13 protein-coding genes, 1 pseudogene and 1 other annotated feature are annotated in these 12,409 nt (G+C 39.1%); of the genes and pseudogenes, 11 read left to right on the forward strand and 3 right to left on the reverse strand.

The genetic code is table 11. The annotated features are described in order from the left end of the window. Positions 1-12: 12 nt before the first annotated feature. Positions 13-111, reverse strand: a pseudogene (locus tag ACNHOZ_RS04850) (class I SAM-dependent methyltransferase); the annotation flags it as partial. A gap of 105 nt (positions 112-216) precedes the next feature. Here ACNHOZ_RS04850 and ACNHOZ_RS04855 point away from each other — a divergent pair. The 3 genes from ACNHOZ_RS04855 (at position 217) to ACNHOZ_RS04865 (ending at position 2,363) form a co-directional block, all read left to right on the forward strand. After that, positions 217-879 carry an MgtC/SapB family protein gene (locus tag ACNHOZ_RS04855; protein WP_048019927.1) on the forward strand — a complete coding sequence of 221 codons (663 nt, stop codon included), beginning with the start codon at positions 217-219 and terminating at the stop codon, positions 877-879. Between the two features lie 275 nt (positions 880-1,154). Then, positions 1,155-1,796, forward strand: coding sequence for an NAD(P)-dependent oxidoreductase (locus ACNHOZ_RS04860; protein WP_028415060.1), 642 nt, complete (start codon positions 1,155-1,157; stop codon positions 1,794-1,796). 72 nt (positions 1,797-1,868) lie between these two features. After that, positions 1,869-2,363, forward strand: coding sequence for a GNAT family N-acetyltransferase (locus ACNHOZ_RS04865; RefSeq protein ID WP_048019991.1), 495 nt, complete (start codon positions 1,869-1,871; stop codon positions 2,361-2,363). Between the two features lie 21 nt (positions 2,364-2,384). On the opposite strand, the gene ACNHOZ_RS04870 is transcribed toward ACNHOZ_RS04865, so the two are convergent. Continuing rightward, positions 2,385-3,134, reverse strand: a complete 750-nt coding sequence (locus ACNHOZ_RS04870) for a sulfite exporter TauE/SafE family protein (protein WP_016765247.1) — start codon at positions 3,132-3,134, stop codon at positions 2,385-2,387. A gap of 156 nt (positions 3,135-3,290) precedes the next feature. Here ACNHOZ_RS04870 and ACNHOZ_RS04875 point away from each other — a divergent pair, with 156 nt between their 5' ends. From ACNHOZ_RS04875 to ACNHOZ_RS04890, 4 genes are all read left to right on the forward strand, one after another. Next, positions 3,291-4,190, forward strand: a complete 900-nt coding sequence (locus ACNHOZ_RS04875) for a LysR family transcriptional regulator (RefSeq protein WP_255903041.1) — start codon at positions 3,291-3,293, stop codon at positions 4,188-4,190. Then, positions 4,187-4,825 carry a hypothetical protein gene (locus tag ACNHOZ_RS04880; protein ID WP_255903038.1) on the forward strand — a complete coding sequence of 213 codons (639 nt, stop codon included), beginning with the start codon at positions 4,187-4,189 and terminating at the stop codon, positions 4,823-4,825. Before ACNHOZ_RS04875 ends, ACNHOZ_RS04880 begins: the two co-directional genes overlap by 4 nt. Before the next feature lie 121 nt (positions 4,826-4,946). Beyond that, entirely contained in the window at positions 4,947-5,513 is a 567-nt protein-coding gene (locus ACNHOZ_RS04885; protein WP_033579894.1) for a TetR/AcrR family transcriptional regulator, read from the forward strand. A gap of 131 nt (positions 5,514-5,644) precedes the next feature. Next, a complete protein-coding gene (locus ACNHOZ_RS04890) occupies positions 5,645-6,871 on the forward strand; it encodes a DUF819 family protein (RefSeq protein ID WP_063248331.1) in 1,227 nt (408 codons plus the stop codon). Between the two features lie 42 nt (positions 6,872-6,913). Here the strand turns inward: ACNHOZ_RS04890 and ACNHOZ_RS04895 are convergent, their stop codons facing one another. Further along, a complete protein-coding gene (locus tag ACNHOZ_RS04895; RefSeq protein WP_255903033.1) occupies positions 6,914-8,284 on the reverse strand; it encodes an amino acid permease in 1,371 nt (456 codons plus the stop codon). A gap of 67 nt (positions 8,285-8,351) precedes the next feature. After that, positions 8,352-8,583: a binding site (T-box leader), on the reverse strand. A gap of 246 nt (positions 8,584-8,829) precedes the next feature. Here ACNHOZ_RS04895 and ACNHOZ_RS04900 point away from each other — a divergent pair. The 4 genes from ACNHOZ_RS04900 (at position 8,830) to ACNHOZ_RS04915 (ending at position 12,374) form a co-directional block, all read left to right on the forward strand. Beyond that, positions 8,830-9,705, forward strand: a complete 876-nt coding sequence (locus tag ACNHOZ_RS04900; RefSeq protein WP_447697071.1) for a DUF4405 domain-containing protein — start codon at positions 8,830-8,832, stop codon at positions 9,703-9,705. Positions 9,706-9,814: 109 nt separating this feature from the next. Next, positions 9,815-10,000 carry a Fur-regulated basic protein FbpA gene (locus tag ACNHOZ_RS04905; RefSeq protein WP_033580328.1) on the forward strand — a complete coding sequence of 62 codons (186 nt, stop codon included), beginning with the start codon at positions 9,815-9,817 and terminating at the stop codon, positions 9,998-10,000. A gap of 195 nt (positions 10,001-10,195) precedes the next feature. Continuing rightward, on the forward strand, positions 10,196-11,323 hold the full coding sequence (locus tag ACNHOZ_RS04910; protein WP_033579898.1) for an NADH-dependent flavin oxidoreductase: 1,128 nt from the start codon (positions 10,196-10,198) through the stop codon (positions 11,321-11,323). Between the two features lie 151 nt (positions 11,324-11,474). Further along, positions 11,475-12,374, forward strand: coding sequence for a DMT family transporter (locus tag ACNHOZ_RS04915; RefSeq protein WP_063248328.1), 900 nt, complete (start codon positions 11,475-11,477; stop codon positions 12,372-12,374). The last annotated feature ends 35 nt before the right edge of the window (positions 12,375-12,409 follow it).

Below are 12,409 nucleotides of genomic sequence, written 5' to 3' on the forward strand. Positions count from 1 at the left end.
TTAGTGTTTTCGCTTTTTGATAAAATGCCAGTTTACTTGAAACTCAATAGGTTCTCGTTCTAACCGTCCCCATTCATCAAATCTGCTGTAATAATCGATGACTTTATCCATTTTAAAGAGCCTCCTATTCAAAAAATTAGTTATAGTAAATTATAACAAAAATAGAAATAGTTAATAGGTGCATTTGTGAAAAAGTGAAGAGAAAGGAGGAAAAAAATGACCGCAGCTTTTATTAGTCGTCTAGCCCTATCAGGTTTGTTAGGGGCTTTGGTTGGTTTAGAAAGAGAGTTTAGAGCAAAAGAAGCGGGGTTTCGCACTCATTTTTTAGTTGCTGTCGGTAGCACGCTGATTATGCTAATTTCGAAATATGGCTTTTCAGATGTGCTTCATCAAGATCATATGGCTCTTGATCCGAGCCGGGTGGCCGCACAAGTAGTAAGCGGTATTGGTTTTTTAGGAGCAGGTATGATTATTATTCAAAAGCAGCATATTAGAGGGCTCACAACAGCCGCAGGCGTATGGGCAACGTCGGGAATTGGTTTAACCATTGGGGCCGGTATGTATACAGTCGGCATTAGCGCAACTATATTAGTGCTGATTGGCTTAGAAATATTGAACGTAATGTTTACATCTCTTTCTACTCATTCCCTTTTAATTAAGTTTCGTGCAGCAAATCAAGAGGATATTTATGAGCTGCTTGATAAGATTGAAAAAGAAAATATTATGATTTCGTCTTACGAAATTCACCAAGATCATCATCAAGGAGAACTGCTTTATTTTGTTGAAATAAAAGGAAAGGCAAAAAAGAAAGGAAATAAAGTAGAATTGATTAAATCGATTCACTCTATGGCTCACGTGTTATTTATTGAAATTGAATAAGCACTCATTTATTTTTTTAAAAGAGACTGGAAGAAACGTATTTTAGTTGGCGGAACAGGTGAGACCCCGCAGGAGCGTAAGTGACGAAGAGGCTCAGCAGCTGCCTGTGGAAAGCGAAGCCTTGCACGGAAATCAACCGCGGTGTTAAAAGTAATCCATACTAACTCATTTATCCAATTTGTTCTCTCTATCTTGCTTAAACCGTTTTGCTGTGTTTTATCATAGCAAAAAAAGGCTATTACCTAAATATAGAGAATTTTACTGGAGGTTATAAAATGAAAATTGGAGTTGTAGGTGCTACAGGAAAAGCAGGAAGTTTTATCGTGAAAGAAGCCTTAAATCGCGGGCATGACGTGACGGCAATTGTACGTGATGCGGGCAAAGTAGAAGAAAAGGATGTTCGTACACTGGAAAAGGACATCTTCGATATTACGGCAAACGATATTGAAGGTTTCGATGCGGTAGTGAATGCGTTTGGAGCTCCTGAAGGAAAGGAACATCTGCATGTAGAAGCGGGGCAATCGTTAATTCATGTATTTAAACAAGCTCCGGACGTTCGTCTTCTTGTTGTAGGAGGAGCAGGAAGTTTGTTTGTAGATGAAGAGAAAACGACGCGTCTAGCAGATACGCCTGATTTTCCAAAAGAGTACAAAGCGACAGCTGACAACCAAGCCCAAAATTTAAAAGACTTAGAAAGTACAAGCGATATTAATTGGACGTTCATTAGCCCAGCAGCATTTTTTAATCCTTCAGGAAAACGAACGGATGCTTATAAAACAGGGAAAGATCATGTTATTTTAAACTCAGAAGGAAACAGCCATGTCAGCTATGCGGATTACGCCATTGCAGTTATTGATGAAATTGAGCGAGGAGAGCATGTAAACGAACGCTTTACCGTTGTATCCGACGCTAGATAAAGGAAAAGCCGCTTTATGCGGCTTTTTTTGTGCATGTTATACTATGGAAAAAGAAAAGGAGTCCAGCAGAAAATGGAGAATAAAGAAAACGTAGCCTTAACGTTTTATAGTGAAGCCTACGAGTCATCTATACATAGCTATACGCTGCCTGAAGAGCAGCTCATTTACACGGCACTTCCCGCTGAAGCTATAGCTAAGTGTAAGCAGGAAAGAGATAGAACGCCCGTTTTGATTTTGGCAGAAAACAAACTAGCCGGCTTTTTCGTGCTCGACGCAGGGGAAGCCGTTAAAGAATATACCGAGGGATCCGGCGCGCTTTTAATACGGTCTTATTCCATTCATCCTGATTATCAAGGAAAGGGAGTTGGCAAAAAGTCATTGAAACTTCTTCCTTCTTTTATCAACCATCACTTTCGCACTAAAAATAAAGTGGTGCTAGGCGTGAACCATAAAAACACGGCGGCGCAGCACCTATACAAACGATGCGGCTTTGTCGATACAGACCGGCATGTTTTTGGAAGCCAAGGAAAGCAGTTTGTTTATCAGATGAACATAAAAAAAGCTTGAACAAGAGTTCAAGCTTTTTTCTTATATAACAAGGAGAAAGCTAGAGCAAATAGGCAGCGCTACAAGGGACGTTTTTAATACGGGAGCAGGTACACGATTTGTAAATTTTGCTCCAATATATGAACCGACCATTGTGCCGACAACTACTTGAATCAACAGCGGGATATCTAAAAAGCCCTGCTGATAATAGCCCATTCCTCCGCCAATTGCAATCGGAATAATAACGAGCATCGTCGTTCCGGCGGACTGGCGAATAGACAAGCCTAACACCATCATAAGGCCAAGCTGGATAAATGGAGTTGAGCCAATTCCAAACATTCCGGACAGAGCGCCCGTAATTAAGCCGATTAGTAAAGAGTAGACGACAAATTTAGCTCCTGTTGGAACAGTACGTTCTTTTTGCTGACGGGAAAATAAAAACATTCGCAGCCAAAGTAAAACACCAGATAATAAAAGCATGCCGGCTGTGAGCCATTTTAGCTCGCCTTCTGGGATGAAGGATGAAAGGTTAGACCCAATCCAAGCGCCTAATGCACCGAGGATACCAACAGAGATACCGGATTTTAAAGATACGTTACCTTCACGGTAATGACTGACGGCGCCAGATAAAGAAGAGAAAATCATTGCGGTAAGAGCCGTTGCGAGTGCAACGTGTACAGATACGCCGTACAGCAGCGTTAAAATTGAAATAATAAAACCTGATCCGCCTGCTCCGACAAATCCTAAGATCAGTCCGACGGCTAACATTGTTAAAACAATTGAAACATCCATAAACGAATTCCTTCTTTCAACACTTATTCTATGCAGACACATAACATTTTCGGCAAGTGCTACGTTCTTCATTTAAACATGAATTTTTTATGACGTCCAATGTATAATTTATATGAAATCGATAGTATTATGTAATAAGTAAAGGATGTGAAAAAAATGGAATGGCAGCAGCTCGAATATTTTAATGTTGTAGCTCAAACGGAACATTTCACAAAGGCCGCAGAAAAATTATCAATCGCGCAGCCTACGCTCAGCCGCTCAATTTCTAAATTAGAATCAGAGCTTGGCGTACCGCTATTTGAACGAAAAGGAAGGCAAGTTATTTTAAATCGATACGGAAGGCTTTTTTATGAACGAACGGCTAAAGTATTAAACGAAATGGAAGAAGCGAAACGTGAGCTTTCAGATTTGATTCATCCTCATCGCGGCAGCATTTCGTTTGCTTTTTTAAAATCATTAGGCGCTTCGTCCGTCCCGAAACTAGTTCATGCTTTTTTACAAGAGTATCCGAACGTTCAATTTCAAATTTTTGAGAACGCTACGAACATCATGCTCGATCAGCTTCAAACGGGAGAAATTGATTTTTGTATGTCTTCCGTAACGGAATCTAGGGCAGGAATTCAGTGGGAATATTTATGGAAAGACGAGCTGTACGCGTATGTCCCTGATACGCATTCTTTTGCCTCAAGACAAGTGCTTTCGCTTTCAGAGTTGGCTCATGAATCGTTTATCGCGTTAAAAAAAGGATACGGAAGCCGAACAATTTTTGATCAGCTGTTCGAAGAAGCTGAAATTGTCCCAAATATTACGTTTGAAGGAGAAGAATTTTTGACGGTGATTGGTTTTGTAGCGGCTCATTTAGGGGTTGCCTTGCTTCCTGAAATAAAGGGAGTGGACTTGCGAGGCATTAAAAAAATAAAGCTCAAAGAAGACACAGCTTCAAGGATAATTGGGATTGCGTGGAACAAGGATAAATACTTAACTCCTGTTGCGAAAAAGTTCCAGGAATTTTTAATTCAGTATTTCAAAGACCATCATACAGGAGGAAAACGATGAAGAAAATTGCTTGCCTGCACGCTCATCATTCGAACATCTCTTATATAGAAAAAGCGCTGCCGTTTGCGAGCTGTATGCATTTCGTAGACCCTGGACTTGTACATCGGGTAAAAACCGATCCTAAATTTGCAGCGGAGTCAGCAGGTGCAAAAGTAGAGAAGCAGTTAAAGTGGATGGAAGAATGTTCAGCGGATGCCATTTTACTTACGTGTACGAATTACATTGCTCTTTTACCAGAAGCATTTACAAGTGATGTTCCAATTATTAAAATCGATGAGCCTTATTTTCGCCGAATATGTGAAATAGAAGAACCGCAGCTTATCGTGTTTACAAATCCGGAGACCGTAGAAGGAACGATGAAGCGTCTACACGAATTTGCATTTTATCAAAATGTAAAGATAAAAGTTCACCCTGTTGTGATAGAAGGTGCTTTTGAACTAGTAATGACTGGAAACCTAGAGAAGTATAAACAGAAGGTGAAACATGTCTTAGATGAGCTAGTAAAAGACCACAACACTGTTGTTTCAGTGGCGCAGCTCTCGATGGTAGAAGCGGCTGAGGAGGTAAGCGACCGTATTATTACGCCTCTTCAACCGTTAGCGGAAGAAGTAAGAAAAACAATTATTAGGTCATAAGAAATGAAAATAAGGAAAAATAAATGGTAAAATATTCACTTTATTTTGACAAAAATTTCATTTCCTTATATGATAAGTAGTGTTATAGAAACCACTTATTATATAGGGGAGGCATCGTTTTGTGAAGAAAGCAAATGCACGCGATAAGATTTTAGAAACAGCATCGCGGCTTTTTCAGCTGCAAGGCTATCATGCAACGGGATTAAATCAAATTATTAAAGAGAGCGGATCACCAAAAGGGTCTCTTTATTATTATTTTCCAAAAGGGAAAGAAGAACTGGCGATTCACGCTGTTCAATATACGAATAAATACGTCCAAGTTCAAATTAAAGAAAGTTTAAATAAATCTTCTGACGCGGCACAGGCTATTCAGTATTTTATTGAAGAATTGTCCAAGCAGTTTGAACACGAAGAAAGTATTGCTGGTATGCCTGTTGGGCTGATGGCTGGAGAAACGGCGCTTATTAATGAACCGCTTCGCGAAGTCTGCTATGCAGCGTTTCAAGATTGGGAAAAACTTTTTAGAGAAAAAATGATAGAGAGCGGATTTCAAGATAAGCAGGCAGGAGAGCTTGCAGTTGTGATTAACTGTATGATCGAAGGAGGAATCTTGCGTTCGTTAACAGAGAAAACAGGTGCTCCTTTGCAGCAGATTCAGCAGCAAATTCCGGTTTTGATTCGCAAATAAAAAAAAGCTTTTCACTTTTAGAGTGGAAAGCTTTTTTTTATGGATTGACGGAATTTGGCATATATTGATAAAATTTAAAGGTATATTTTCTGAAAATTATATTTCTTTAAAAAGAAAGAAAGGAGTAGCTCGTGATTTTTACTATTATTCAAGCTGATGATACGTGGGCACTATGGGGAATTCTAGCGATTTGGGCTTCTGTTAGTATTTTTCTCGAACAAAAGTATAAGTGGGCTTCTTTTCTGTCAGGAGCTATTATTGCGCTAGCAGGAGCGCTTATCCTATCAAATTTAAAAATTATTCCAACAGAGTCTCCGGTCTATGATGCGGTTTGGGCGTATCTAGTACCGCTTGCCATTCCATTATTGTTATTTCAAGTCAATATGAAAGAATTATTTCAAGAAAGCCGGAAACTGCTTTTTATTTTCTTAATCTGTGCGGTAGGAACGGTCATAGGGAGCACAGCAGGCTTCTTGTTGTTAAAAGATTATATTCCTGAACTAGCAAAAATTGCAGCTGCTATTGGCGCTTCTTATGTAGGCGGAGGGGTTAACTTTGCTACCGTTACGGCCAAATTTGAACCATCAAGTCAAATGGTTTCCGCGACGGTGGTTGCTGATAATATGGTCATGGCTTTACTGTTTGCCGTGTATATGTTTGTTCCTTCTATGAAGTTTTTTAGGAAACATTTTAAGACACCTCATATTCAAGAAGTAGAGGCGGGGCAATATGGAGAAAATGATCGTCATACGCTTGCAGAAAAATATTGGGCAAAAAAAGAAATTTCGTTAAAAGACGTGGCGGCTTCCATTGGTACATCATTTTTTCTAGTGGTTGCATCTTTTAAATTAGCCGAATGGTTTGGAACAATCGTTCCAGCCGGTCCAAATGCTTCCGTAGTTCAAACGTTATTACATACTATTTTGAGCGAAAAATACTTATTGCTTTCCACACTTACGTTTCTTGTCATTTATCTGTTTCCTTCTTATTTTAAAAACATTAGCGGAAGCCAAGAAATCGGCACATACTTCATTTATATTTTCTTTGTTGTCATTGGAGTGCCGGCGTCCATTCCATTAATTGTTGAAAAAGCACCTCTTTTGATTCTATTTGTGCTCATTGTGGGGATGAGTAATTTGATAGTGGGACTGCTTTTAGGAAAAGTATTTAAAATTGATTTAGAACATATTTTACTGGCGAGCAATGCAACGGTAGGGGGACCTACGACAGCAAGCGCGATGGCGATTGCTAAAGGATGGGGAAGTTTGGTTGGTCCTATCTTGGTAGTAGGAACGCTTGGCTATATTATTGGTAACTATATCGGCTTTGCACTTGGCTATTGGTACTTAACATTTTAAATAAAAAAACGCCTCCTCTGATGACTCAAAGGAGGCGTTTTTTTATTTAGCGTGCTTGACTGCTGAAGATTGATAAAAGCGACCTTTAAAGATATACGTAGCTGTAATAAATAAATAGATAGCTAATGTAATAGTCGTAATAACAACGGATGTTGTGCAGATAACACCAATTAAAATAGCGCTTAGTGCAATAAGGGCAGCCCACGTTGTATAAGGAAACCATTTAACAGAGTAGCTGCTCGATGCTTCTGGCTGAACTTTGCGGGACTTTAAGTGTGCAATCGCAATAATCAACCAAATAAACAATACCGTATACCCTAAAGATCCCATCAAATAATCAAATGTCTTACTTCCTGCAAATAAGGAAATCAACACGCCCACATAAAGGGATGATGTACACATTAAGATTGCATAGACAGGAACTTTGTTAACAGAAAGTTTCGAAAATATCTTCGGCACTCGACCGTCTACTGCTTGCGTATACAAAATACGTGATGAACCGTAAAGTCCTGAGTTCATAGAAGAAATAACGGCTAACAAGATCACGGCATTCATAATATGATCTGCTCCGGGAATGCCAATCATTTTAAATACCATTACAAAAGGACTTTGAGAAACGCCGTTCACTTCATTCCAAGGAATCAAGCTCACGATGATAAAAAACGGGAACAGATAAAAAGCAATGATACGCGTTAATGTACTGCGCACAGCCTTAGGTACTACTTTTTCAGGGTTTTTTGTTTCAGCTAGCGTTACTCCGATGATTTCAGTTCCACCGTATGAGTAGATGACAACTAACATCGCCGTAATTAGCCCGGTTGGTCCCTTTGGGAAAAAACCGCCGTGAGCGCTTAAATTTGAAAAACCCGCTGCGGTATGATGACCGAATGATACAAACAATAATAAAAGTCCAGCGATAATAAAGATCACAATGACCGTGATTTTAATTAAAGCTAACCAGTATTCCGTTTCAGCAAATACTTTAACTGAAAGCAAGTTAATGGCTGTAACAATAACGGATACGCCTAAAGCAAGCATCCAAATTGGGTAATCAGGAAGCCAGTACTGAATAAAAATAGCGGCTACAACGGCTTCAGCTGCAATGTTTAACACCCACATTTTCCAGTAAATCCAGTCCAAAAAGTAAGCGGGATAGCTTCCTAAAATCGACTGAACTAAATCACGAAACGTTCGTGCTTCACTATTTCGAACCGCCATTTCAGCAAGACCTTGCATGATGAATAGTAAAATAATTCCGCCAATTAAATAGGCAATAATAACTGATGGTCCTGCCATATCAATAGCCGAGCTGCTTCCTTTAAATAAACCAGCGCCAATTGCTCCACCTAGCGCCATCATCATAATGTGACGTGAAGTCATTGTTCGCTGCAAACCTTGGTTGTCCTTCTTCATGACTTTTCCCTCCACTTTTTTATAAAATAAAAAAAGCTTATCGTCTCCTACCTCATTATCAAATGAGAGAAGAGACGATAAGCTTTAGCTAACCGCGGTACCACTCTTGTTGGCTCTTAAAGAACCCTGCTTAAAACCTGATAACGAAGGTTAGACGTTAAAACTTAGAGAACACTTCTGCATTCTTTCTGAATTACCACTCCTGGGCGAGTTCAAAGTATTATTGGACTACGTCACACCAACCCGTAGCTCTCTTGACCGAATAATAAGCTTCTACTACTCCCAATCGCTGTGTTTTTGATTAAAATCTGAAAGTTCTTGATGAATAACCATTACTATACGTGCTTCTTTTTTCTTTGTCAACAGCTATTTTTGAAAAAATAAAAATGATTCTACTCTATTTTTATAGAACTCAGGACTGGTTATTTTGGTAAAAAAATCAGTCGTTTCACCTAATTTTCACCAAATCTGCTTACATTAAGAAATATGAAAAAGGAGTTGTTTTGACAAATACATAGGTGAGGAGAATGAATAGAGTGAAAAAGATGATGTACGTCCGGTTTGGACTGGATCTTTTAATGGCCGTTACGTTTGTTTTGTTTTTTAACAAGCAAGTATTGGGAGGGTTAACATTTCATGAAATTGCGGGGTTGGCGATTGCCGTCGCCTTTTTTACCCACGTGCTGCTAAACTGGCAGTGGGTAAAGAAAGTTACGGTTAAATTATTTGACCGCAGGCTTCCGCGCAGAACAAAGTTCGGTTACTTTTTAAATATCATGCTGTTAATTACGATGTCATTTATTATGATTAGCGGTATTTTTATTTCAAGAGTAGTATTTCCAAATATTAATGTTGGGAACGAACAGTGGTTTAAGGTTTCGCATATTTCCGTATCATTTTTAGTGTTAATTTTAGTAGCCGCTCACATAGGTCTTCATTGGCAATGGGTTATAAATGTATGTAAAAATATGACGAAATTCAAAAAGTCAAAGAAAAGCTTGAGCATAGCAGCTAAGCTCACAACCGCTGCGCTGTTAGTCATTGGCATATACGAAATAAATGAAACGGGTTTTCTTGGAAAACTTGGAGGAGTAGCGAGAGTACTGAATGTAAGTTCCTCAGATATGCCGCAAAAAGGCGGTGGGAAGCCGAATTTTGATCGCCATTCATTTAGCGAGAACAAATCTTCTGCGACGGCATCTGCTGGTCACGAACGTCCAAACTTTGATCACGATGGCGGAGGTCCGGAAAGAGGAATGAAAGGAAAAGAAAGCGGTTTTGAAAGTCCAAATCCTTTTGTTGTAATCGGTACTTATTTTGCTATTATGTCAGTTTTTATTATTCTTGTTTATTATATTGAAAAAATATTAGCAGGTGTGAAGAGACGTAAAAAAATAACGGGTCCTTCTGCGGAAATTTAAAATGAAAAAGCTTTCTATTTCACCGTTTTTTCATCGTATAGAAGTAAAATCATTTATGTAAAAGCGAATGCTTTGCAAAATTAAAATGAGAGAACCTTAGGTGGTGGAAATCGTGAAACAACATACACAGCCTGAAACGGAACATAAGAAAAATTGGTTTATTAATGCGCTATTGAATTTTGGTATTTATAAAAAAGGAAATCGGCATCTATACGAACTGACACTTCAAGAGTTAGAAGCTCAATACGTAAAAGTAAAATCTTTCATGTATAATCAGGAACCTCTTTCGCAATGATAAAAAGGCACTCAGTATATGAGTGCTTTTTTGTGTTAGAAAGTCTTATTCTTTGACAGGTAAAACTGTACAGATTAAAATCACAGTATATTTTAAAGTTACAGTTTTAAATGACACATATTATTAGGAAGGAAAACAGTCTCTACCTATAATATGCCACTATTTTTGACCGTATCATTTTTGGAGGGAAATAAAATGACAAATAAAAAGTATGAGCCGCTTTTACAGCCATTTACTTTTTCAAATGGCATCAAATTAGATAACCGCGTTATTCTTGCTCCTATGACAAATTTTTCATCAAATGAAGATGGGACAGTATCAAATGCAGAAGTAGACTACTACGTACGACGTTCAAAAGGTGTTAGCATGGTCATTACAGCATGTACATACGGAACGGCGAACGGAAAAGGATTTCACGGAGAGTTTGCTGCAGACAGCGATGAAATGATTCCTAGCCTGCGTCGATTAGCAACAGCCATTAAAGATCAAGGAGCAAAAGCAGTTCTTCAAATTTTTCACGGAGGCCGCATGTGTCCGCCTGAGCTTGTTCCGAATGGAGAGGTTGTTAGCGCAAGTGCTGTTGCTGCAGAACAAGAAGGAGCTCCGGTACCTCGAGAGTTAACAAATGAAGAAATTGAAGGCATTATTCACGATTTTGGTGAAATGACGCGCCGTGCCATTGAAGCAGGATTTGACGGAGTTGAAATTCACGGAGCAAATAACTATTTAATTCAGCAGTTCTTTTCTCCGCATTCTAATCGCCGCGAAGATAAATGGGGCGGCAGCGTAGAAAAACGCTTAACATTCCCGCTTGCAATCGTAGACGAAGTAAAGCAAGCCGTTTCTAAGCATGCAAAAGAATCATTTTTAGTAGGCTATCGCTTCTCGCCAGAAGAGCCTGAAACGCCAGGAATTACAATGGCTGATACGTTGAAGTTAGTCGATGCACTAGCAGAAAAAGACCTTGATTACCTTCACGTATCGCTAATGGAATTCTGGTCAAAACCGCGCCGAGGCGTGGAAGATACTCGTTCACGTATTGAAATTATTCAAGAGCGAGTAGGAAGCCGCGTACCTGTGATGGGCGTAGGTTCTATTCATACAGCAGACGAAGCAGCAGCCGCTCTTGAAACGGGCATTCCACTGCTTGCGATTGGCCGCGAATTAATTATGGATCCAGACTGGGTTCAAAAAGTAAAAGAAGGCCGTGAAAATGAAATTGTGACAACATTAAGCAAAAAAGATCAGGAAAAGCTTGTGATTCCTGACCCGCTGTGGCAAGCCGTTATTAACACACCAGGCTGGTTCCCGGTTGAAGATTAAAAGAAAGGCAGAAAAGCGCAAAGACGATGGGACTGATCCCATGTCTTTGCGCTTTTTGCTTTTTCATGGAATAGCGCTTTTGAACCATTAATTTACAAATGGGCTTCTTTATGTTTGAATAGTAATAGTTTTCTGAAAGTGAGGTGAGAGAATGAAAGCAGGGCCAATGGTGAAAATGATGATTTCAATGAGTATTTTTGGTTCAATTGGCTTTTTCTCCACACAAACTGGACTGCCTTCTTTTGATTTAGTATTTGTTCGCTGTATTTGTGCAACGCTTTTTCTCGGAATATGCTGGTTTGTAACAGGTGAATATAAAAGAGAAAAATGGAATGCCAAAGAAATAAAGCAGATTTTACTGTGTGGGATATTTCTTGTGTTTAACTGGGTGTTTCTATTTAAAGCATTTGAAATGATGTCCGTTACGGTTGCTATTTCTATTTATCATCTTGCACCCGTTTTAGTATTGCTTCTGGGGAGCTTTATGTTTAAGGAGAAATTAACGGTTCTTGGCGTGATGTCTATCTTCATTTGTTTTGGAGGAACACTTCTAATTATTGGAGTGGAGCAACTTACGATTGACGGCTTCATGTCTTCAGGAATACTCTGGGCGCTTTTAGCCGCTTTGTTTTATGCATGCACGACGCTGCTTGGTAAAGGCATTATTCATACGAGTGCTTATGCTGTTACATTTCTTCAGACTTTTTTAGGAATTTTTCTATTATTGCCGTTTGTTCATTTTACTGATTTTCATTTCCTAACAACGACCAACTGGACATCTATTTTAGTAACAGGCTTTGTACATACTGGTTTAGTGTATTATTTGTTTTTCGACAGCCTGCGCTATTTAAAAACTCAGGTGATTTCGGTTCTGGTGTTTTTAGATCCAGCCGTTGCCATTTTATTAGATACAGCATTCACGGGATTTCGTCCTACGCTTTTGCAGCTTGCAGGCATTGTTTTGATCTTTTTAGGAATGCTTTTTACTTTGAAGCCAAAGCCTTCATCTGAAAAAAATATTTCCAATAGCAAGATTAAAAAGATCACATAGAATTTCTATTTCATCTGCAGGTGTTCATTTATTAG

The sequence above is a fragment of the Priestia sp. D51 genome, assembly GCF_053345675.1.

Coding starts and splice junctions, on each gene's coding strand:
- ACNHOZ_RS04855 (WP_048019927.1), top strand. CDS start 217: ATGACCGCAGCTTTTATTAGTCGTCTAGCCCTATCAGGTTTGTTAGGG.
- ACNHOZ_RS04865 (WP_048019991.1), top strand. CDS start 1,869: ATGGAGAATAAAGAAAACGTAGCCTTAACGTTTTATAGTGAAGCCTAC.
- ACNHOZ_RS04875 (WP_255903041.1), top strand. CDS start 3,291: ATGGAATGGCAGCAGCTCGAATATTTTAATGTTGTAGCTCAAACGGAA.
- ACNHOZ_RS04860 (WP_028415060.1), top strand. CDS start 1,155: ATGAAAATTGGAGTTGTAGGTGCTACAGGAAAAGCAGGAAGTTTTATC.
- ACNHOZ_RS04900 (WP_447697071.1), top strand. CDS start 8,830: ATGATGTACGTCCGGTTTGGACTGGATCTTTTAATGGCCGTTACGTTT.
- ACNHOZ_RS04870 (WP_016765247.1), bottom strand. CDS start 3,134: ATGGATGTTTCAATTGTTTTAACAATGTTAGCCGTCGGACTGATCTTA.
- ACNHOZ_RS04910 (WP_033579898.1), top strand. CDS start 10,196: ATGACAAATAAAAAGTATGAGCCGCTTTTACAGCCATTTACTTTTTCA.
- ACNHOZ_RS04895 (WP_255903033.1), bottom strand. CDS start 8,284: ATGAAGAAGGACAACCAAGGTTTGCAGCGAACAATGACTTCACGTCAC.
- ACNHOZ_RS04880 (WP_255903038.1), top strand. CDS start 4,187: ATGAAGAAAATTGCTTGCCTGCACGCTCATCATTCGAACATCTCTTAT.
- ACNHOZ_RS04915 (WP_063248328.1), top strand. CDS start 11,475: ATGAAAGCAGGGCCAATGGTGAAAATGATGATTTCAATGAGTATTTTT.